This is a genomic window from Paraburkholderia sp. J11-2 (genome assembly GCF_905220185.1).
GTDB lineage: Bacteria > Pseudomonadota > Gammaproteobacteria > Burkholderiales > Burkholderiaceae > Paraburkholderia.
The window spans coordinates 1-21620 of sequence record NZ_CAJMYY010000034.1; the positions used below are offsets into that span (position 1 = coordinate 1).

Consider the following 21620-nt stretch of genomic DNA (forward strand, 5'->3'; position numbering starts at 1 on the left):
CACGCGACGGGGCGAACGGGCGCCATCGTTGCGATGGCCGTGACGGCGCTTGCCGTTGCCGCTGCGGCAATTGAAGTCATGCGCACTGCACTGCCCGGGTTCTCGCATCTGCTCTTCGATTCGCTAGCGGTGCTAATCGGTCTTTGCGCGGCGCTCGGCATTATCTATACGTGCACGGCCAGCGCGCTGGTCGGCCGTTTCTTCGCGCGTGAGGTGGCTGCGCCGCGCGACTTTCCGGCAATCACGATCGCCAAGCCGCTGCACGGCGACGAATGGCACCTCGAGGAACATCTCGCCAGCTTCTTCGAGCAGGATTATCCTGGACAAGTCCAGTATCTCTTCGGCGTTCACGACGCGCGCGATGAAGCCCTCGAAGCGATCGAGCGGCTACGCGTGCGCTACCCCGGCGCGCACATCACGGTCGTCGCCGACTCGCGCCTGTACGGTCCCAACCGCAAGATCGCCAATCTCGTGAACATGCTGGAGAAGGCCGAGCACGACGTGCTGTGCTTTGCCGATAGCGACGTGCTCGTCGATCGAAACTATCTTCGCCAGGTGGTCGGCGCGCTGCAGCAGCCCGGCGTCGGTCTCGTGACCGCCGTCTATCGCGGCCTGTGCGCGCCCGGATTCTGGCCTCGCGTGGCGGCGGCGTTGACGAACTATCACTTCCTGCCCGGCGTTGTCACGGGGCTCGCAATCGGGCGCGCGCGGCCGTGTTTCGGCCAGTCCATCGCCATGACGCGTGACACGCTCGAACGCATTGGCGGCCTTGCGCAATTCGCGCATCACCTCGCCGAAGATCATGCGATTGGCGAGGCCGTGCGCCGTGCCGGCGCGGAAGTTTCCGTTCCGCCCATTCTCGTGCGGCACGCGTGCGTGGAAAATACGTTCGCTCAGCTCTTTGCGCATGAATTGCGCTGGAGCCGCACCGTGCGCGCGGCAGACCGCTCGGGGCATCTGGGCGCCGTGCTGATGCATCCGTTCGCGCTCGCCATGCTGGCGGTGGCGTTGTCCGGCGGGGCCGCGCCGGCGTGGATGCTGGCCGCCGTGGCGCTCTGCGCGCGCGCGTGGCTGATCTGGAGAACCGATCGCGCGACCGGTGACAAGTCCAGCGGACTGTTATGCTTACCCCTTTGGGAAATGGTCCAGTTCGCGATCTACGTTGCGAGCTTTTGTTCGTCTGGCGTCGTTTGGCGCGGCACGCGCTTTCGCGTCGACAGGAATGGCATGCTTTCGCCAGTCCACGAGAGCTGAGCGTCACAGTTGAGGGGGGCACAATGAGACGGGAGCAGAGCCTGGAGAGCACCCGCAGATGAAGCACATGGGACGTATCGCCGCCCTGGTCGGTCTCGCGATCGCCGTGTGGCTCGTATGGCGCGAACATCCTGCGGCGGTGCTGCAACTGTTGCGCGGCGCGGGCATGGGCCTCGTGCTGGCGGCCGCCGTGCATATCCTGCCGATGTGCGCGAATGCGTGGGACTGGCGCAGTCTGATTCGCGCGGCGCAGCGTCCGTCGTTCGCGGCGATGCTCAAACTCGTATGGATACGCGAGTCGATCAACGGTTTGCTGCCCGTTGCGCGCGTGGGCGGAGAGCTCGTTTCGTTTCGCCTGCTCGGCCGTGCGGGCGTGCGGCCGGCCACGGCGGTCGCGAGCCTGATCGCCGACATGCAGCTCACGCTGATCAGCCAGGTTCTCTATGCGCTGATCGCTGCAGGCTATCTGCTCGAACATTCCTCTTCCGATACCGCGCGCTTCGTGGGGCGTTTCGCATGGGGTCTCGCTGGGTTCATCCCATTGCTCGTGCTCTTTGCGCTCGTGCAGCACGCGCGGCCGTTCGAGCGGGCGGCACGCACGCTCAACCGCGTTACGAGCGGCAAGGTCGTGGATCTCGTGGGCAAGTCGGTACGCGTCGACTTATCGCTCAAGCTGATCTGGCGGCAGACCGGCGTGGTCGTGCGCTACGTGCTCATCTGGCAAACGCTTCAATGCCTCGGCTACGCGCTTGAAATCTGGATCGCGCTGCGTGTGCTCGGCACGGATGCGACCTTCATGCAGGCGTTCGTAATCGAAGCGCTGATCCAGATGCTCAGCAGCATTGCGTTTCTCGTGCCCGCCGGCCTCGGCGTGCAGGAAGGCGGTTTCGTCGTGATAGGCGGACTGCTCGGATTCGACGCGCCCACCTGCCTCGCACTCGCGGGCGCAAGGCGCGTACGCGATCTGATGTTCTATTTGCCCGGGCTGCTTGCCTGGCAGGCCGCCGAATATGGCTGGCCGTCAAGGCGCCGCACAGAGGGCGCGGCCACACGCGCCCGGCGCGTCCAATAAGGGCACTGGCCGCCGGGCGAGCGTGAAGGAACGCCGGATTCGGCGTGCGCCGCGCAATCGACGCGCAATCGACGCGCAATCGCCGTTCAGTGCGCTTCGTACACGGTCAGCTTGCTGGTGACCGACTGAACGCCCGGCACCTTCGCCGCCGCGTCCTGCGCGATCTGTTCCTGCGAAGCGTCCATGATCATCCCCGCGAGAATGACCTTGCCCGTACGCGCTTCGGAAAACACGGCGATGTCTGTGTCTTCCAGACCCTTCGTCTTGTAGACGGCTTGCCAGACGGTCTTGGAGAAGGCCTTGTTCGCTGCTTTGTCAGCCTTCATTTGCGCGCGAACCTGCTCCTTCGTGGGAGCCGCGGGCGCCGCGGTTTGCGCGAGAACGGAAGTAGAAAGCAGCACGGCGAATACGCCCGTGAGGGCCTGGTTACGAAGGTTCATGGTTCACCTCTTGACGTTGCGGTTGGACTAACGTGTTCAGTCAAACGACCTTGGGAAAGCGTGATCAATGTGGAATGCATTAGAACTGCAGGACGTATCGCGCATGTGTCGAGAAAAGTGGCCTGTGCAATCTTGCGTATCAAACAGGGCCTTATATACACTGGGATACAAATCAGACTCACGCGCTGAGCCTCAAAGCCCAACCCGATAGCGATGGAATAGTTTTCCGCGCCGGGCTGTTGAGCAAGAGCGCACCACACTGGGTCGGCCGCGCAGCCTAAAGGAGCCTCTCCATGAATCACCTTTCACGCGGGAAGCCGATTGCAATCGGGGCAGGGCTGGTTTTGATGATGAGGGCGGCGCTCGCGCAAGCGCAATCGTTCGATATCCCGGGCGCACAGCCGTTTCTGACCGCGAATGCTGCGGGCGTGCAGATTTACACCTGCGAATACGGCGCGGATCACACGCTCGGATGGGTGTTCCAGCAGCCGCGCGCAACGCTCTACGACGCGCACGGCGCGGCCGTGATCGAACATTCCGCCGGACCCGCGTGGCAAGCACGCGACGGCAGCCGCGTCGAAGGAAAACTCGTCGCGCAAAAGCCCAGCGATACGCCGGATAGCGTGCCGCAACTTCTGCTCGCGACGCACTCCACAGGCGCGCAGGGCCTGCTCGAATCCGTGCGCTACGTGCAGCGGATCAGGACGGTTGGCGGCGTCAAGCCCGCTGCGCCGTGCACGGCCGAACACGAGTCGGGTAGTTCGCCTTATCTCGCGACTTACCTCTTTTATCAGTAAGACGGCTCATCACTGAACGGTCTTGCTGGCATGACGCGTTACCGTTATCCGTTACCCGCTGCGCATCGGCCCGGCTTGCTGCGCCTCGCTGAATAGCGCAGCCGTATCGAGGTTGGAAATGCGTTTGCCGATTTCCGCCAGATCGACGTCGCTGGTCTGCCCGATGAGTGCGTACGTCAACTCGTTCTGCCGCCATGTGGTGACGCCCATCGAGTCGACGGTGCGGGAAGCGACCGCTTCGTCCGGGCGCGCGTCCTTCATCACACACAGCGCGACGGGCGGCCCGCTGCGCGGCAGATAAACAATCTGCACGAGCGGCTTGTTGTGAAAATGAAGGCGCTGCACCGATTTGAAGGTGAGCCCGGCGCTGCTCAGGTCCGGCACGCGCAGCGCGAGGCGGTCGTCGCGGCGGATGTCTTCCACGACCTTCGCGGCGAGCACTGGATCGTCCTGCCGGTACGCAACGGTCTCGCGCGTATAGAGCCTCTGGTAGCCAACCGCCGCCTGCACCCACGGCGACATCTCCGAGGCGCTCGCCAGTTGTGCGGAGCCGGAGCCTGGGCCCGCAGGCCCGAGCAGCGAGTCGAAGCGCACGAGCTGGCCGGCCACGAACGCACCCGCCACGCACGCCGCCGCGAACCAGACCGGCACGCGGCGCAGGCGCGATCTCACGGGCGCGGAAGGGTGCTGTTCGGAGAACGGCATCGTCTTGTCGTTTGCGCTCGCAGAAGGTTGCGCGCGCACCATTTCATCGATACTCAGGCGCAGCGATTCGGGCACGGGCGGCAGCGCTTGCTCAGCGAAGGCACCTGCGAAGTCGACCTGCGAGGCGCGCAGCAGCGAAACCTTCTTGCGCGCCTCGTCGGACTCGCGCAACTGCGCTTCGATCGCGGCGCGCTCGTCGGGCGACAGGCGGCCGTCCACATAGGCGAGTAACTGGGCGTCGTCGGCAATCATGCGATTGAGTCCTTGTGCTGCGGGGCAGGCGGCGCCTTGGGCGCTCTCCCGCTGAACATGACGCCGACCGATTGGCGCGCCCGCGAAAGCCGGCTCATCACGGTGCCAATGGGTACCTTGAGCACGTCGGCGGCTTGCTGATACGTCATGCCTTCGACTGCGACGAGCAGCATCACCACGCGCTGAGCTTCGGGCAGGCGCTCGACTGCCTCGATGATCTGGCTGTGCATCAGTTGCATTTCGGGGCCATTATCGACGGGATTGGGGAGATTCTCGAGGAAATCGTCGTCCCACTCGAAGCTCGCGCGCTTGCGCACGCTGCGGGCTCGCAGCTCGTTGATCCATGTGGAATGCATGATGGAGTACATCCAGCTCAACGCAGCCGTGCCTGGTTGAAGCTGATGCGCGCGTTCCAGCCCGCGCAGGCAGGCGCGCTGCACGAGATCTTCCGCGTCGTGCTGATCCCCGCAAAGGCGCAGCGCAAACGCCCACAGCCGCGGAATCATCGCGGGTAGCATGGCCGGTAAGTCTGTACCGCTCATCGAAGGGTTTTCTCCACGATCCCCGTTCAATCCGGACTGGCGCGCGCGACGCGGTCGTGTGCGACCGTCTGATCAGGGGGGGCGCGGCTCGGGCCTTTTGGGTGAACTTGTAACGAAACACGTGGGCGATGCGCTTTATTCCATGCCGGCGTTTGGGTTGTGAAGGGGCGACGCTCAACGGCCTTCAGTGGCCTTTCACGCCAGCTTGCGCTTCTTCGCTCGTACGCCGGTCGAACGACACTGCGTAAGCGGCGGCGCGCGCGGCGAGCAGCGGGTCGTCAGAGGGCGCAATGCCCACCGGCAGCACCGTTGGGTCGAAATTGATGTCGCGGCAGGCGCCATCGATCTGCGCTTGCGCATGATCGATGACGATCGTACCCGCGTCGACACGATGCCGCTCGCGTTCGGCGGGCCAGGCGCGTGTGGCGTCGTCCACCGGGTCGCCCGCGCCCGCAGGTGTCAGCATGAGATGCCAGCTGACCGGCCCCGACTGCAATCGCACCCTCAGGCCGTGCGCGAGAAAGTCGGGGTCGCTTGCGCTCGGACTGCGCGTGTCTACCGGCGCATAGGGCGCATAGGGCGCATCGGGCACGACGCTCCAGCGCACGAATCGCACGTCGCCGCTTGCGTTCGTGAAACGGAACGCATCGATGCTGTAATAACTCGCGTTATAAAACGCGGAAGCCGGCGGATGCGCGGCGAGCCAGTCGCGCAGCGCGTTGGTTTCGGGGTGCTGCGCAAAGAACGCATCGAGCTTTGCGGCGTCGGGGCGGCCGGTGCGCTTGTCGTTCTGCATGGCCTCTTGCAGTTCGTACACCGCGTGTGGCGTGCGCACCGCGAATACTGGCGCGGAATTCATGCCGGTGCGCCATTGCTCGCCGTCGCGCATCGCGAAAAGCAGTGCGAAACTGCGCACGGTCGTGTTTGCGTCGTCTTCGGCGGGATTGCCGCCAGGCGCGGAGAAGCGGCCAATCAGCGGCGTACGTCCACGCTCGAATACGCTCGCGCGGGACAACGCGGCGCCATTGCCGTTGCTGTCGAAATAGCCGCTCACGCAGATACCCTTCGCGTGGTTGCGGCGAAAGCCGGGGTGCTTGCCCGCGCTGCGTTCGAACGCGTCGATGAGCCGGCTGGGCGTGAGCGCGGCCTGGGCGCCGGGCCAATGTATCCAGCCCGCGGTCCAGGCGAACGCCGCGGCAAGCGCCGCAAGCGTGAGCGCAATGCATGCGTACCGGAAAAGAACTTGCGAATGCGAAAGACGGGACATAAATCGGCACAGGAGCCTCGCGCCGCCGCCGGCGAATTGAAAGGCCCGCTATGCATCTCGTGCTTTGCCGTTGTGCGGCGAGGCCGATATGGTAATCCGCTTCCCGCTATTCAGTGCGTACTGAAGGTTGAATGTATACCAAGGTATGGGGTCGCCATCCAAAAGCGTCACTCAGCCTATGCGCGGGAAGAATACCTGGTTGCCGCGCTTCTCCTTAAGCTTCAGTTATTGGAAATCGGTCGGCGCAATACACAGGACGTTCCGGCTTCGCGAGACGGGGCACGCGTGACAGTCACGCTCATCCAGAACATGGGAGTTAGCCGTGGTGAGATTGGATTCGTGGAGGTCGACATACGCGGGAACCGCACTCGATGGCGCAGGCCCGGGCGAAAGCATGCGTCTCGCGCGGCCCCGTGGTGTGGACGATGCCAACGACGAAACCCATGCACCACGCGACTGCGTGGACGCGGCAACGCCCGACTGCCCGCACAATCCGTGGGCACACGTGGTCTCCGGCCTGCTTGCCTCGCCGGCTTCGCGGACGAGCGTTTCGCGCCGCGCAAGCGCGACGCGCACGCGAAACGACCTCCGGCCCGCGGATGACAACACCTACGCAAGCTGCACGGTCACAATCGAAGAGCGACTGGCCAATTCTTCGTTCACGTTGTCGTGGAGCGATCCGACGCGCTGCAGCTACCGCGAACAGGTCTGGAAACGGGCAATCGCCAGAAAATCGGGCGTCTGCGTACTTTCCGGAGAGCGTATCAAGCGAGGCGATGCCGTTTTCCGGCCGTTAGCGCGGCGCTACATGGTCCCTTTGAATTCTGGAGCGATGATACTGGCCGTGTCGCTGGAAGCGTTGGGCGCTCGTCTGGCCGACCCCGAATAAGCTCAAATAGCGAGCATTGCGCCGTATAAACAATAAAATCAGGCGCCTGAAATTCATTATTTGGGATTTCTTCTTCCCGTCAGTTTTTCCCGCCAGTGATCGGGCTGCATCGACGCAGCCGGACTTCCCCAATACCAAAGTACTACAGCCTCGCATGAACGCGCGATGTAAGCTTCAGGCTTGGCATTGCAAGGATTGCGCTAGCTAGCGGCTGACGTCGGCCGCTCGGCTGGCGCTTCAGCGGGTGAGTCGACCATTGGCGTCCCATGGGTATTGGGCGGTGTCCATGTGGTTCGATTCGCACAACGTAACACTGCAGAACACTATCGTAGATGCTAAACACTGTGACCGACCGGTCGGCTGCCCTTTGCGTCAACACTCCTGCCGGAATCGTCTATATCGTGGATGACGACGATTCGGTGCGCGACGCACTCACGAGCCTGCTGCGCTCGATCGACCTGGAAGTTCACGCCTTTCACTCCGCCGAAGCGTTCCTCGCGGCGCCCAGGCGAGCGGGGCCATCGTGTGTTGTGCTTGACGTACGCCTGCGCGGTCAAAGCGGCCTGGCGCTGCAGAAGTCGCTCCTCATGCAGGAACGCTCGCCCATGCCGGTCGTTTTCATGACGGGCTACGGCGACATTGCCATGACGGTCGAAGCGATGAAGGCGGGCGCAATCGACTTCCTCACCAAGCCCTTTCGCGATCAGGACATGATCGACGCCGTGGTCGCCGCGCTGCAGCGCGACGCGCAACGTCTGGAAGCGGACAGTTCGCTCGTCGAAACGCGCGAGCGCTGGGACGCACTGACGCCGCGCGAGCGCGAAGTGCTGCTCAACGTTGCGGCGGGGCTGATGAACAAGCAGATCGCTTCGAGAATGGGCATTGCGGAGGTCACGGTGAAGATCCACCGCGGGCAGGCCATGCGCAAAATGAATGTGCGCTCCGTTGCCGAGTTGGTGCGCAAGATCGTCGCACTCGGGATCGAACCGTCCGGGGAGTAAGTTAATACCACGGTTTATATTCTCCCAATCTTTTGGATGCGTTCATCACCCAATGATCTAGCGTTTATTTTCTGCCTTTGCCGTTATCTTTTGCACTCCACCTTGAAATTATCCAATTGGAGAGAGTGCGATGGAAAAGCGTGACGTCTACGAGACGATCAAGTCGATGGGCATCGAGTTGCCGCAGGTCAGATCGCCGGCTGCGGCCTACACCATGAGCGTTCGCAGCGGCGGTACCGTCTATCTGGCGGGCCACCTTGCCCGCGATGCCGGCGCGGTCGTGACCGGCAAGCTGGGCGCCACGCTGAGCACCGAAGCGGGCCGTGAGGCCGCGCGCAAGATCGCCATCGATCTTCTCGCGACGCTGCATGCGAAAATCGGCGACCTGAACCACGTCAAGCAAATCGTGAAGCTCACGAGCTTCGTCAATTCGGCGGCAGGATTCTCCGAGCAGCATCTCGTGACGAACGGCGCTTCGGAATTGCTTGCGAAGGTATTTGGCGAGGCGGGCGTGCACGCGCGCTCGGCGGTGGGCGTTGCGGAGTTGCCGCTCAATGCCTGCGTCGAGATCGAATTGACCGTCGAAATCGCAGACTGAGCAATCAGGCTATTGCGGCCCCGAGGCTGCGCCGCGTGGCGCGGCGTCCGTCCGATGCGTGCGCAACGAAATTAGCCGGCTTTTCCGGAACAATGGGCGGTTGCGACGCCTGTTTTCGCATGCAATAATCCCAAAATCCTCTGGTCAGACCGGATAATCCGCGTAAAACATGCCTGAGCGCGAGCTTTTGCGTATGTTTGAAACGCTGACGCCTGCTCGTAATTATCAGAAAAATGATGGGATCGGCCCTTGATCCCGGCCTCGTGCTGGATGCGCTGTCTGTTATGGCATGGACTGCGCTACCCGACGGCCGGGTCGACTTCGTCAACCGGAAATGGTCCGAATACACGGGCCTTGGCCTTGCGGCGTCATCGGGCTCGCAGTGGCTGGACGCGGTAAGCGCCAACGACTTGCCGGAACTGCTCGAGCAGCGTCGCGCCATTCTCGCTTGCGGCGAGCCTGGGGGCATCGCGGCGCGCCTGCGGCGCTTCGACGGCCAGCATCGCTGGTTCGATATTCAAATCAGTCCAGTTCGCGACGCCGAAGGGCAAATCGTTCGCTGGTGCGCGACGTGCAGCGATATCGATGACTTGCGGCGCGCGCAGGAAGCGCTCGACCGGCAAGCGCTCGATCTGCAGTTGGTCGTCGAATGCATTCCCGTACCGGTTACCGTGACGTCGCCGACAGGCGAGGTCGAAGGGCAAAACCAGCTCACGCTCGATTATTTTGGCAAGTCCTTCGAGGAACTCAGGGACTGGCGCAATCACGAGATCGTTCATCCGGACGATCTCGACGAGGCGATTGCGGCGCAGGAAGCCTCGCTTGCAAGCGGCAAAACGTACAACGTCGAAAGCCGTCATCGTCGCGCAGACGGCGTGTACCGCTGGGTCAACGTGCGCGGATTTCCGCTGCGCGATCGCACCGGCAGCATTCTGCGCTGGTTTCTGCTGTGCATCGATATCGAAGACAGGAAGCGAGCCGAGATCACGCTCGCGGAGAGCGAGCGCCACCTCAACGAGACCATCAACGCACTGCCCGCGCTCGTCTGGTCAGCGCGCCCGGACGGGACGGGCGAATTTTATAACCAGTACTACCTCGACTATCTCGGGCGAACGCTCTCGCAGGTGAAGGACCACGAATGGACCAAGGCGGTTCATCCGGACGACCTCCCGGGGCTCATGGCCGCGTGGACCGACATCATGGCAAGCCGTATGCCGGGCGCCGCGGAAGCGCGCATGCAGCGCTACGACGGCCAGTACCGCTGGTTTCTGTTTCGCACGAGCCCATTGCGGGACCAGGATGGAAACGTCGTCAAGTGGTATGGCATCAACATCGACATCGACGATCGCAAGCGCGCCGAGGAAGAGTTGCGGCGCAGCGAGGCCTTTCTGGCCGAAGGTCAGGCGCTGGCCAGAATGGGCAACTTCTCATGGGACGCCGACACGGATGAGATTGCCTGGTCGGAGCAGATCTACCACATCTTCGAGTTCGAGCCCGGCACGCCCGTGACGCTCGCGCGTATTGCCGAGCGCGCGCACCCGGAGGATATGGGGTTCGTCGCGCAGTTCATCGAGCAGGGGCGGCGCGGCGAAAGCGATATCGAATGCCAGCACCGGCTATTGATGCCGGACCAGCGCATCAAGCATCTGCATCTGATCGCGCACCGCATGACGGACCGTCCGGGCCGCAAGGAATATAGCGGCACGACGCTCGATATCAGCCAGCGCCGCAGTTCGGAAGAGGCGCTCGACCGCGCACGCGCGGAGCTTTCGCATGTCGCGCGGGTGATGAGTCTTGGCGCACTGACGGCTTCGATTGCCCATGAAGTCAATCAGCCGCTCGCCGGTATCGTGACCAATGCGAGCACCTGCCTGCGCATGCTGGCGGCCGTGCCGCCCAATATCGAAGGCGCGCAGGAAACGGCGCGGCGCACGATCCGCGACGGCAACCGCGCCGCCGACGTCATTACGCGGCTGCGCGCGCTTTTCACGAGGCGCAGCGCCACGATTGAACCGGTCGATCTCGCTCACACCGCGCGCGACATCATCGCTCTCATGCAGAGCGATCTCGACCGCGCGCGTGTCGTCATGCGCATGGAGTTCGCAGAGGGCCTGCCTTGCGCGGGCTGCGACCGCGTGCAGGTGCAGCAGGTCATCATGAACCTGTTGCGCAACGCGGCGGACGCCATGCGCACGGTGGACGACCGGCCCCGGCACGTGACGGTGAAGACGGAGGCCGGTTCGGACGAAACGGTCCGCCTGAGCGTGCGGGACTCGGGAATCGGCTTCGACCCGCAAGACGCGGAGCGGCTTTTCGATGCCTTCTATACGACGAGGCAAGACGGTATGGGCATTGGTCTCGCGATTAGCCGGTCGATCATCGAAAGCCAGAACGGGCGTCTTTGGGCCGAGATCCCGACGAATGGTCCCGGCGCAATCTTTTCGTTCTCGCTGCCCGTGTATGGCGCGTAAATGACGCCTGCGCGCCCGCGAGCGGCGCGTATACATACCTCCGTATGATGGACGCGTACGACGGGATCGGGCATCGTGCGGTGTTTGCTTCAGGGGCGTCTGGCGCCTTGACGTATATGGGGCGCGGAGATTAGCGAGGAGGCCATGCAAAGACCTGGCGAAACTGAAGGCCAGGTGTGCGCGAACGTCTCGCAGGCGCTTCCGGTCGTGTTCGTGGTGGACGACGACGTGTCCGTGCGCGAATCGCTGGAATTGCTCATTCGCAGCGCGGGATGGCAGCCGCAGGTGTTCGGCGCCGCGCAACAATTCCTTGCTCACCCTCGCGTTTGCGGGCCGAGTTGCCTGCTGCTCGATGTTTCGCTTCCGGATCTGCACGGCCTGGATCTGCAGCGCCGGATCGTGGCCGAGCGTGCGGACATGCCGATCATTTTTATCACCGGCTACCCCGATGTACCGGTGACGGTGCGGGCCATGAAAGCCGGCGCCATTGAATTCTTCACCAAGCCGTTCAACGGCGAAGCGCTGCTGGACGCCATTCGCGACGGTATCGAGCGCAGCCGCGAGGCGATCGACACGCAGAGCGAAAACCGCGTGCTGGAGGCGCGCTATGCCGCGCTCACGCCGCGCGAACGGGAAGTGATGACGCTCGTGGTGCGCGGTTTGCTCAACAAGCAGGTGGCGGCGGAACTAGGCATTAGCGAGATCACGGTCAAGGGGCATCGCGGCAGGCTGATGGAAAAAATGGAGGCAGGGTCCTTGCCTGAACTCGTGATCATGGCCGCGAAGGTTTGCCCGCAGGCCCCGGCTGCGTGGCAGCCCGGTGGTACGCGTGCAAGGGGCCGCCTTGCGGCAGCCGTCGCTTCAGCGCGGCTTTGACGCGGTGCATGGCGAGTGTTAGCGCTCCTTGCGGACAGATTTTGAGTTGAGTGATACCAAGGTACCGTAGATTCCCCACGCGGCCTGGTGCATCCTCAGAGGGCGGAGTAGTGGTCTCAACGAGACTTGATTGCGGGCAATCATGCTGGTAACGTTGGTCGATGATGACGAAGCAGTGCGGGAGTCGCTTCCAGATCTGGTGAGAGTGTTCGGCTATGCCGTGAGTGTGTTCTCGTCTGCCGAGGCTTTTCTTGCGTCTGAAGCCGTCGATCAAACCCATTGTCTGGTTCTCGACATCAACATGCCCGGTATGGGCGGCCTCGGGCTATTTCGCGAGTTGAAGCGCCTTGGCAAGAACGTACCGGTCATTTTCATTACCGCTCACAAAGACGCAGCCGTTCGCGACCGTCTGATCGCGCAGGGCGCGTGCGATTGCCTGTTCAAGCCCTTCAGCGATACGGCGCTTCTCGCGGCGCTCAAGGTTGCGCTGGGCGAGAACTGAGCGCGATTCAGTGCTTCGGGGCATTAAAGAGGAATAACGTGCCTCAAGGTCACGCAGGTGGAGCAAGTCAGGGCGCCATGCCGTCGGGCGGTTCGCAAGCCGAGCCCATCGTCTTTGTTATCGACGACGACATTTCCGTGCGCGAATCGCTGGAATTATTGCTGCGCAGTGCAGGTCTGCATGCGCAGATATTCGCTTGCGCCGAAGATTTCCTCGCCCACCCGCGCGTTTTCGCACCCACTTGCCTCGTTCTGGACGTATCGCTGCCGCAGGTCAACGGTCTGGAACTGCAGCAGCGCATTGCCGCCGACCGGCCCGATATGCCGATCATCTTCATCACCGGTCACGGGGACGTGCCCATGACCGTGAAGGCGATGAAAGCCGGTGCAGTCGAATTCCTGACCAAACCGTTCAACGGCGAAACCTTGCTCGACGCCATTCACGACGCCATCGCGCGCAGCCGTGAAGCCCTCGAAAGCTATCTGGCGTTGCGCGCGCTCCACGACAGCCATGCAACGCTCACGCCCCGCGAGCAGGAAGTCATGGCGCTCGTGGTTTCGGGGTTGCTGAACAAGCAGATAGGCGCGGAACTCGGTATCAGCGAAATTACCGTGAAGATGCACCGCGGCAAGGTCATGCAGAAGATGAGCGCCGATTCGCTGCCGGAACTCGTCAATATGGCGGCGATGCTGCGCTTGACGCCGCCGCGCGATCGCAAGCGCTAGCAAGCCATTGCGCAGATATACCTGCGTATAGTGCGCTAAACCGATCGCCGTATCGTGCGGTCTCTTGCCGGGGTGGTACGCTATCGCGTCTCTTGTTTCCCCGCTTCGAGCTGCGCCGCGCGAGTAAGCTCAAGGAAATTATTGGGGGCAACGAATGAGTCGCCAGTTAGCTTACGAGCGGCGAATTTGCGTGAGCACGCGCAAGAATTTTCCCTTGACTTCGATTATCAGGAGAAAAGCGATCATGTCGGAACCGATCAACGAACGCCGCCGGCGTATTCTCGGAACGGGCCTTGCGGGCGCTGCGCTAGTGGGCGCGGGTTTGAGCGAACTGGCCCGTGCGCAATCGGCGGCGGGTGCAGCTTCATTCGGCGAGATCAAGCAAGTGCAGGCAAACGGCTTGAGCATCGGTTACGTCGATGCCGGGCCGAAGGACGGGCCGCCCGTTGTGCTATTGCACGGCTGGCCCTACGATATCTACAGCTTTGCCGAGGTCACGCCAATACTCGTGGCGGCCGGGCATCGCGTGCTCGTGCCGTATTTGCGCGGCTATGGCTCGACGCGCTTCCTGTCCGCCGATACGCCGCGCAACGGCCAGCAAGCCGTTGTTGCCGTCGATATCGTCGCGTTCATGGACGCATTGAAGGTCAAGCAGGCCGTGTTCGGCGCGTTCGACTGGGGCGCGCGCACCGCCAACATCATCGCGGCGTTGTGGCCCGAACGTTGCAAGGCGCTCGTTTCCGTGAGCGGTTATCTGATCGGCAGCCAGGCCGCCAACGCGAAGCCGTTGCCGCCGCAGGCCGAACTGGCGTGGTGGTATCAGTTCTACTTCGCCACGGCGCGCGGCGTGGCGGGCTACGAGCAGAATCGCCACGATTTCAACAAGCTGATCTGGCGCCTCGCTTCGCCGCAATGGCATTTCGACGACGCCACCTACGATCGCACGGCCGCCTCCTTCGAGAACCCCGATCATGTTGCGGTGGTGATTCACAACTATCGCTGGCGGCTGGGTCTCGTCCAGGGCGAGGCGAAATACGACGACATCGAAAAGAAGCTGGCGCAGTCGCCGGCAATTTCAGTACCCACGATCACGATGGAAGGCGATGCCAACGGTGCGCCGCATCCGCAGCCGGCGGCTTATGCCGGAAAGTTCACGGGCAAATACCAGCATCGCGACATCAGCGGCGGCATTGGCCACAATCTGCCGCAGGAAGCGCCGAAGGCGTTTGCCGATGCCGTGCTGCAAGTCCAGCATCTGTAGCGGCTCGTGAAGCGCTGTGGGCCGCGATGAGGGGCTCGACGTACCGTAAGGAGGCAAGGTTTTGGGTATTCGCAATCTGCGTTTGCATCGCTATCCGGGATTGAGCAGTGCGCGTGCGGCGTGGAACGCTGGCGACGGACGAGTGCGGCGACCGCACGATTCGGCGCAGTTCAGGGAGCGCGTATGACGAAGCTGATTCGGCGCGTCGTCAAGACGTCGCATGGCGATATCGCGCTGGAGGAGAGCGTGCAGGAAGGCTTGCCGGTACTGCTCATTCACGGAAATTCTTCGTGCCGGGGCGTTTTTCGCCATCAACTGGACGGCCCGCTTGCTGCGCGCCATCGTTTGATCGCATTCGATCTGCCCGGTCACGGCGAGTCGAGCAATGCGCCGGACCCGAGCCGCACCTATTTGCGCGGTGGATTGGCTGACGCTGCGGTCGAATTGCTTGGCGAACTCGGCATTGACGAAGCGGTGGTGCTGGGCTGGTCGCTCGGCGGTCATATCGGCATCGACATGATCGCGCGTTTTCCAGGCTTGAAGGGTTTGATGATCAGCGGCACGCCGCCGGTCGGGCGTGACACCATGGCACAAGGCTTCACGGGTCTCCCACAGGCGGGCGCGGCCAGCCGGGAACATCTCTCCGGCGCGGAAATCGACGCGTTTGTTCAAGGCATTTTCGGCGACTCGGCCGAGCCGTTCCTGCGCGACGCCGTAGCGCGTGCCGATGGACGCATGAGAAAGCGCTTGTTCGAGGGCCTACGTGCGGGGCTCAATGCAGACCAGCGCGAGATCGTGGAGACGAGCGTGATACCGCTCGCGGTCGTGAACGGCGGCGCGGATCGAATCGTCAATCTCGACTATTTCGATTCGGTATCCTATGGGAACCTGTGGGGCGGCCAATGCGTGCGCTTGCCCGGGCTCGGTCATGCGCCGTTCTGGCAGTCGCCGGAGACATTCGACCCGGTACTTACGCGGTTTCTCGCGGACATCGAGGCAAACCGGGCCACCGGGTAGCAAGCCATTGCAGCCCGGCGCACCGTACTGCGTCAGCGCGTGTGCACGCGCAAGGACGTCACGCCGCGCAGGTTGTTGCGGCGATGCCAGACCAGTCCGTCCAGATTCACAGGACGGATCTCGGGGAAGCGGGCAAGCAGGGAGCGCATCGCGACATCCATTTCGAGTGCGGCGAGCCGCGCGCCCAGGCAATAGTGAATGCCCGCGCCGAACGCGACCGCTGGCGTGCTCGTGCCGCGCGCGAAGTCCAGCGTGTCGGGCGCGGGAAACGCGGCCGGATCGCGGTTCGCCGAGCCGATCAGCATGAACACGACGGAGCCGCGCGCGAGCGAGGCTTCGCCAAGCGTGATGTCTTCGAGCGCGGTGCGGACCAGCATTTGCACCGCACCGTCGTAACGCATGCACTCCGCGATCGCCCGCGGCAATAGCTTCGGGTCATGCTTTAACGCCTCCATTTGCTGCGGATGGCGAAAGAGCGCGATCATCATATTGCCAATCATGTTCGACGTCGTTTCGTGCCCGGCAATGAAGAGCAGCACCGCATTCGACACGACTTCTTCGTCCGTTAGCCGCGACCCTTCGTCTTCCACGCCGAGCATGGCGGAAATCAGATCGTCGCCGGGGTGGGCGCGGCGACGCTCGATCACGCCGTGAAAGTAACACTCGAGCGTGAGCGCGGCTTCGTTGGCCGCGCGCAAGCCGTTTTCGTCGAGCGGTGCGAGATCGAATGCGGCGACGAGCTGGCTTGCTGCGCCGCCTAGCGCGGTCGCGTCCGTAACGGGCACGTCGAGCAGCCGGCAGATGATCTGCACGGGCAACGGGAACGCGTAGTCGCTGACCAGATCGAATTCGGCGTGCGAGGCCACGCGTTCGAGCAGTTCATGCGTTGTCGCCTCGACAATCGATGTGAGCTTCTCGATGCCGCGCGCGTTGAAGGTCTTCATCAACAAAGCGCGTAACCGTGTATGCGCGGGCGGATTCATCATCAGCAAGGTACGGCTGAGCGACTGGAACACCGGTTGCGCCGTCGCCTCGGCGCCATAGCGCGCGGCCACGCTTTGCAGATAGGTCTTGCCCATGTGCGGGTCGCGCAACAGGGCGTCGACGATCTCGAAGCGCCCGGTCACGAAGGCTTTGGGGCCAACCGGCAGAATCGGCCCTGCTGCGCGAATCTTTTCGTAAAGGGGATACGGATTGGCGTAGAAGGCAGGCGAGGAGAAGTCGGAAAATTGCATGGGCGTGAGAGGTCGTCAGGCGTGAGTGGCGGGTTTTTCGAGCAGCTTGACGAGCGTGTGGTGTAGGCGATTGGCAGGCGTAGCGATGCCCGCGATCATACCGCGATCGCACGATCGCGCCGGCGCCGAGTACCGAAAACCGCATCATGCCTCCCATCGCGCCCGAATGCGCCGATCTCACTGGAACACCCGAGCCCCGGCGTTTATTCCGTGCCGCGTTTGCACCGGGCGCCGCGGCGGTCAGGCGTGCGCGTAGATCGGCTCGAGCCCAACGACGTCCTGTTGAGAGGCAGGGGCCGCTAAAAACAGAGCGCTTCGCTTTCAACGCTTGCACGGTTGCCGGGCGAGGCTTCGCGCGCGTCGTGGTGAACCGTCACTGGCGTGGAAAGAATGTAGCCCTCGTTACGCAGTGTCTTGATGTAACGGGCCGCGCGTGCCGTGTCGTTCAACTTCTGCCGCAGCCGGCTCACCAGCAAATCGATCGAGCGGTCGAACGGGTCGGCGTTGCGCCGCTGCGTGAGATTGAGCAACTGGTCGCGTGTCAATACGCGTTGCGCGTGGTCGAGAAACACGCGCAACAAGCGATATTCGGCGCCGCTGAGCGCGACGACCGTGTCGTCGGATTCGAGCAGATGGCGCGCGGTGGTGTCGAGGCGCCAGTCTCCGAAGCCGAGCACCGGCGTGTCGTCCACGGGCTGCAGGTCGGGCGGCAGCATGCGCGTGCGGCGCAGCACCGCACGGATGCGGGCGAGCAGTTCGCGCGCCTGAAACGGCTTGGCCATATAGTCGTCCGCGCCCATTTCGAGCCCGACAATGCGGTCGGTGACATCGCAGCGGGCCGTGAGCATGACGACGGGCAGTGCGCGATGGCGGCTTTCGCGCAATCCGCGGTAGAGCGCGAGACCGTCTTCGCCGGGCAGAATCAGGTCGAGCAGGATGAGGTCGGGTGTATGCCTTCCCAGATACTCATGCATCTCCCTGCCGTTGCACGCGGTCGCGACCTGCATGCCGTTTCGCTGGAGATAACCGGCAACCAGTTCGCGTATGCCGCGGTCGTCGTCAACAAGCAGTATGTGATCGATTTTTTCCATGATCGTCATAAGCGGAGCAGCGGCGCCTATTTACCGCTGCCAGCAGCGTAACCGGATGCAGACGATCGGACCATTCCATTCTGGATTGAGTCGACAGATGATTAAGGATAGTAGGTCATATACCTTGGTATAGGGGTATTTCACCGTAATAAAAAATATAACCGGGTGGACCGCGTTTATGTGCGGCTTACGAAAGATTACATTGCCGACATACACGAGATACATTGCCTGACTTTAATGAGGGACGACTTTCCGGAAACGATCGTCAGCGCGAATAAACAAGCGTTGCCGTGTCGCCGCGTCAATTCGACTATCCCTCATGAACAGGAAGCCAACGATGTCTTCGAATGATTTTTCTCCGATGCGACGCCACCTGCTAGCCGCATCGGCGGCGGCTGGTGCATTTGCGCTCTTTCCCAAGGCAATTTACGCCGACACGCCGAATGCGAAAATCCGTCCATTCAAGGCGAACATTCCTGACGCTGCGCTTGTCGATTTGCGGCGGCGTCTTGCCAATACGCGTTGGCCTGGAAAAGAAACCGTGGCCGACGGATCGCAAGGTGTTCGCCTCGCGCGCATGCAGCAGTTGGTCGAGTATTGGGGCACCGATTATGACTGGCGCAAGGGCGAAGCGAAACTCAATGAATTTCCCATGTTCGTGACGGAAATAGACGGGCTCGATATTCAGTTCATTCATGTGCGCTCGAAACACGAGAATGCGTTGCCGATGATCATGACGCACGGTTGGCCCGGCTCGATTCTCGAACTAACCAAGGCCATCAAACCGCTGACCGATCCCACGGCTTTCGGCGGCAGCGCCGACGACGCTTTCCATGTGGTCGTGCCGTCCTTGCCCGGCTTCGGCTTTTCTGGAAAGCCGACCACGCCGGGTTGGGGCTCCGATCATATTGCGCGGGCCTGGGGTGAGCTGATGGCGCGCCTTGGCTACGCACGTTTCGTTTCCCAAGGTGGCGATTGCGGCTCGGTCGTCTCGCACCGTATGGCCATGCAGCATGTGAAGGGCTTGATCGGCATCCACGTGAACATGCCGGCAACCGTGCCGCCGGATATTGCGCGGCTGCTTGCGCTGGGCGAGCCCGCACCCGCGAACCTTTCCCCGGACGAGGCACGTGCGTACGAAAAGCTGAATGTGTTCTATCGCGACAACTGCGGTTATTCGGCCATGATGGTGACGCGCCCGCAGACGGTGGGCTACGCGCTCGCCGATTCGCCCGTGGGCCAGGCGGCATGGATGTACGACAAGATTTCCCAATGGACTTATAGCGGCGGTGTTCCCGAACGTTCGCTGACCCGCGACGAGATTCTCGACGATATTTCGCTGTACTGGCTCACCAACAGCGCGACGTCGTCCGCACAGATTTACTGGGAAGATCACTCGAATAACTTCAACGCGGTCGATATCAGCTTGCCAGCGGCGATTACCGTGTTTCCGGGAGAAATTTATCAGGCGCCGCGCAGCTGGGCGGAGCGCAGTTATCACAATCTCGTCTACTTCAACACAGTCGATAAGGGCGGCCATTTCGCGGCCTGGGAAGAACCGCTCCTGTTCGCACAGGAGGTTCGCGCCGGGTTCAGGCCGATGCGCAAGCTCGCGTAAAAACCGCTGTGTCCCGCACGCTCGTCGTTCCTGGCGTGCGGGACGCGAGCCGCGCCGTTTTACCCATCCGTAGGTTTGAAGATATACGTTCATATAATGGCGCCGTACGCCTGAGGTGGCCTATTCTGGCGCTGCCGGGCAGGGCGTACCGCGAAGCCGATGTTTCCAGGCAGCGTGCCAGCTGTCTGTCTAATACGCGCGTTCCCCTGTGGTGCAAAGTGGCCCGGCCGGGTGAGGCCCGGCCAGTACAGGAGAACGAATATGAACGCGCACGCCATCGACCCATCGAATACGCCAAAGGCGTCGCTGCACGCAAGCGCGGTGCGCGCTTCGTCGCCCGGCGGCGCGTGGCGCTCTTTCGAGGCGTGGTCGCGGCCTTTATGGGTATTGCTTGCGGCGGCCTGCGCCTACGCCTCGTACGCAACGCATGCCGTACCGTGGCAGGAGCTTGCGCGCTACGGCTTGCCCATGATGCTGCCCGCCATACTCGTGGCGGCGCTCGTGGCGCTGAAGTTCGCCGAGTTGCAGGTATCCGTTCAGCGCATGGCGGCCATGGTCGAGCGCGGCCTCGGCGAAGATGCTCAAGCGGTCCTGTCCGAAGACGCGGGGCCTGCTGTCATTGCGCGTCTCGCTCGCGCGTTCAATGTGTGCGCGCGCCATCGCGCGCGCCGCCAGGCCGAGTTGCTTCACGTGCTTGCCGCCTATGCGCACGATTTGCGCACGCCGCTTACGCGCATGATCATGCGCGCGGAACTCGTGGAGGAAGCGGCAGTAAGAGACGCGCTCGCCCGCGATCTTGCGGAGATGACCGAGCTGGTCGAGGGCAGTCTTTCCTGCGCGCGCATGCAATGCAGCGCCCAGGAGCCCATGCGTTCGGTCGATGCGGACAGTTTGCTCGGCGCGCTGATTGCCGACTATCGGGACGCCGGGCGCACCGTTGAACTCGAGGGGCAGGTGGGGCGTCCCGTGGTGACGTGTCCCCATGCGCTGCGCCGCGTGCTTGTGAATCTCATCGACAATGCGCTGCGCTACGGCGTGGATGTCCGCCTGAGCGTGAGAGTCGAGGCGCAACGTCTCGTGCTGGCCGTACTCGACTCGGGGCCGGGCATCGCGCCCGCCCGTCTGGAAACGGTGTTCGCGGCCTGGTATCGCGCGCCCGAAACGGCGGCTTCGGCGTCGGGCTCGGGGCTCGGGCTCGCGATTGCGCGACGCCTCACGCTCGCCATGCGCGGCGAGCTGGAACTCGAAAACCGGCGTACAGGCGGCCTCGAGGCCCGCCTCACGCTGCCGTTGACAGCAGCGTGAGGCGGGCAAGTCGAATTGCCGGGGCATCGGCGCTGTGTTGCACATGTCTAGGCAGACGCCAGCGTCACGGTAACGATGGTCGTTCCGCACAAGCGCTCGGCGAGATCGACATGAGCGGGACGCACGTTCCACCACCGCGAGCGGCCGGCTCTCGAGCGGTGGCCGAGCACGATGAGGTCGGGGTTGAACGTTTGCGCGTGGCGCGCCACGACATCGGCGATTCGCCCGAATTTGACGAAGCCGTTTGCGGTAATGCCGATATTGGCCAGCCGCGTGACGGCGTCGCTGAGCGTGTTGCGGGCCATTTCCTCGAGGTGAGTATAGGCAACGTCGGTAAGCAGGCCAGCGCAGCTTGCGTTCACGCTTTCGGAATCGACGACGGCGACGACATCGACGAGAGCGGACAAGGCGAGCGAGAGTTGCGAGCAGCGTTGCAGAGCGGCCTGGGCCTCGCTCGTGCCGTCGTACACGAGCAGCATGCGGGAAAAGGAAGACATGGTGTGCCGATAACGTAACGGAGCCGCTGGCGGCGCCTGATTGAACATGAAGGTCGGCCAGCGCAATCGTCCCAAAGGGTGAATTGTCCGGCCGCGCAATCAGAACAGTCCGTTATCGGTGTTTATTCCCGGCGGCGTGCTCGTTCGCGTGACGCCGAGATGTTTGCGGCAACAAGATTATTTCGGAATATTTCGGAATCCAGAG

General features: G+C 62.8%; 21 protein-coding genes. 14 read left to right on the top strand and 7 right to left on the bottom strand.

Annotated elements, in window-relative coordinates; all coding sequences use genetic code 11:
• On the top strand, window positions 1-1254 hold a 1254-nt coding region (gene hpnI / locus U5A57_RS34595; RefSeq protein WP_415774692.1), incomplete at its 5' end, for a bacteriohopanetetrol glucosamine biosynthesis glycosyltransferase HpnI.
• A gap of 58 nt (window positions 1255-1312) precedes the next feature.
• Complete coding sequence (locus U5A57_RS34600) at window positions 1313-2326, top strand: lysylphosphatidylglycerol synthase domain-containing protein (RefSeq protein WP_321916165.1); 1014 nt, start codon at window positions 1313-1315, stop codon at window positions 2324-2326.
• Between the two features lie 86 nt (window positions 2327-2412).
• Here U5A57_RS34600 and U5A57_RS34605 read toward each other — a convergent pair whose 3' ends face one another.
• A complete protein-coding gene (locus U5A57_RS34605; protein WP_321916166.1) occupies window positions 2413-2766 on the bottom strand; it encodes a BON domain-containing protein in 354 nt (117 codons plus the stop codon).
• Between the two features lie 293 nt (window positions 2767-3059).
• Here U5A57_RS34605 and U5A57_RS34610 point away from each other — a divergent pair, with 293 nt between their 5' ends.
• Complete coding sequence (locus U5A57_RS34610) at window positions 3060-3563, top strand: DUF3455 domain-containing protein (RefSeq protein ID WP_321916167.1); 504 nt, start codon at window positions 3060-3062, stop codon at window positions 3561-3563.
• Window positions 3564-3614: 51 nt separating this feature from the next.
• On the opposite strand, the gene U5A57_RS34615 is transcribed toward U5A57_RS34610, so the two are convergent.
• The 3 genes from U5A57_RS34615 to U5A57_RS34625 form a co-directional block, all read right to left on the bottom strand.
• Window positions 3615-4520 carry an anti-sigma factor gene (locus U5A57_RS34615; RefSeq protein ID WP_321916168.1) on the bottom strand — a complete coding sequence of 302 codons (906 nt, stop codon included), beginning with the start codon at window positions 4518-4520 and terminating at the stop codon, window positions 3615-3617.
• Window positions 4517-5062, bottom strand: a complete 546-nt coding sequence (locus U5A57_RS34620) for an RNA polymerase sigma factor (protein WP_321916169.1) — start codon at window positions 5060-5062, stop codon at window positions 4517-4519. Before U5A57_RS34620 ends, U5A57_RS34615 begins: the two co-directional genes overlap by 4 nt.
• 184 nt (window positions 5063-5246) lie before the next feature.
• The gene (locus tag U5A57_RS34625; RefSeq protein ID WP_321916170.1) at window positions 5247-6329 is read right to left on the bottom strand and encodes a catalase family peroxidase; all 1083 of its coding nucleotides are present in this window, start codon (window positions 6327-6329) and stop codon (window positions 5247-5249) included.
• 418 nt (window positions 6330-6747) lie between these two features.
• Between U5A57_RS34625 and U5A57_RS34630 the strand changes: the two genes are divergently transcribed.
• From U5A57_RS34630 to U5A57_RS34670, 9 genes are all read left to right on the top strand, one after another.
• Complete coding sequence (locus U5A57_RS34630; protein WP_321916171.1) at window positions 6748-7218, top strand: DUF3331 domain-containing protein; 471 nt, start codon at window positions 6748-6750, stop codon at window positions 7216-7218.
• A 332-nt stretch (window positions 7219-7550) separates the two neighbouring features.
• Entirely contained in the window at window positions 7551-8219 is a 669-nt protein-coding gene (locus U5A57_RS34635; protein ID WP_321916172.1) for a response regulator transcription factor, read from the top strand.
• 130 nt (window positions 8220-8349) lie between these two features.
• Entirely contained in the window at window positions 8350-8817 is a 468-nt protein-coding gene (locus U5A57_RS34640) for a RidA family protein (protein WP_321916173.1), read from the top strand.
• Between the two features lie 236 nt (window positions 8818-9053).
• The gene (locus U5A57_RS34645; protein WP_321916174.1) at window positions 9054-11288 is read left to right on the top strand and encodes a PAS domain-containing protein; all 2235 of its coding nucleotides are present in this window, start codon (window positions 9054-9056) and stop codon (window positions 11286-11288) included.
• Between the two features lie 144 nt (window positions 11289-11432).
• Window positions 11433-12164, top strand: coding sequence for a response regulator transcription factor (locus tag U5A57_RS34650; protein ID WP_321916175.1), 732 nt, complete (start codon window positions 11433-11435; stop codon window positions 12162-12164).
• Between the two features lie 130 nt (window positions 12165-12294).
• Window positions 12295-12666, top strand: coding sequence for a response regulator (locus U5A57_RS34655; protein ID WP_321916176.1), 372 nt, complete (start codon window positions 12295-12297; stop codon window positions 12664-12666).
• A gap of 77 nt (window positions 12667-12743) precedes the next feature.
• Window positions 12744-13391 carry a response regulator transcription factor gene (locus U5A57_RS34660; RefSeq protein WP_321916238.1) on the top strand — a complete coding sequence of 216 codons (648 nt, stop codon included), beginning with the start codon at window positions 12744-12746 and terminating at the stop codon, window positions 13389-13391.
• A gap of 244 nt (window positions 13392-13635) precedes the next feature.
• The gene (locus U5A57_RS34665; protein WP_321916177.1) at window positions 13636-14652 is read left to right on the top strand and encodes an alpha/beta hydrolase; all 1017 of its coding nucleotides are present in this window, start codon (window positions 13636-13638) and stop codon (window positions 14650-14652) included.
• 183 nt (window positions 14653-14835) lie between these two features.
• Window positions 14836-15669: an alpha/beta hydrolase gene (locus tag U5A57_RS34670; protein ID WP_321916178.1), complete on the top strand. Its 834-nt coding sequence runs from the start codon at window positions 14836-14838 to the stop codon at window positions 15667-15669.
• Window positions 15670-15701: 32 nt separating this feature from the next.
• On the opposite strand, the gene U5A57_RS34675 is transcribed toward U5A57_RS34670, so the two are convergent.
• Together U5A57_RS34675 and U5A57_RS34680 are read right to left on the bottom strand one after the other, a co-directional pair.
• A complete protein-coding gene (locus U5A57_RS34675; RefSeq protein WP_321916179.1) occupies window positions 15702-16904 on the bottom strand; it encodes a cytochrome P450 in 1203 nt (400 codons plus the stop codon).
• Between the two features lie 299 nt (window positions 16905-17203).
• A complete protein-coding gene (locus U5A57_RS34680; protein ID WP_321916180.1) occupies window positions 17204-17995 on the bottom strand; it encodes a response regulator in 792 nt (263 codons plus the stop codon).
• Between the two features lie 337 nt (window positions 17996-18332).
• Between U5A57_RS34680 and U5A57_RS34685 the strand changes: the two genes are divergently transcribed.
• Both U5A57_RS34685 and U5A57_RS34690 read left to right on the top strand, forming a co-directional pair.
• A complete protein-coding gene (locus U5A57_RS34685; protein ID WP_321916181.1) occupies window positions 18333-19613 on the top strand; it encodes an epoxide hydrolase in 1281 nt (426 codons plus the stop codon).
• Window positions 19614-19874: 261 nt separating this feature from the next.
• Complete coding sequence (locus U5A57_RS34690; protein ID WP_321916182.1) at window positions 19875-20918, top strand: sensor histidine kinase; 1044 nt, start codon at window positions 19875-19877, stop codon at window positions 20916-20918.
• A 47-nt stretch (window positions 20919-20965) separates the two neighbouring features.
• Here U5A57_RS34690 and U5A57_RS34695 read toward each other — a convergent pair whose 3' ends face one another.
• Window positions 20966-21415, bottom strand: a complete 450-nt coding sequence (locus tag U5A57_RS34695) for a universal stress protein (protein WP_321916183.1) — start codon at window positions 21413-21415, stop codon at window positions 20966-20968.
• Window positions 21416-21620 lie beyond the last annotated feature (205 nt).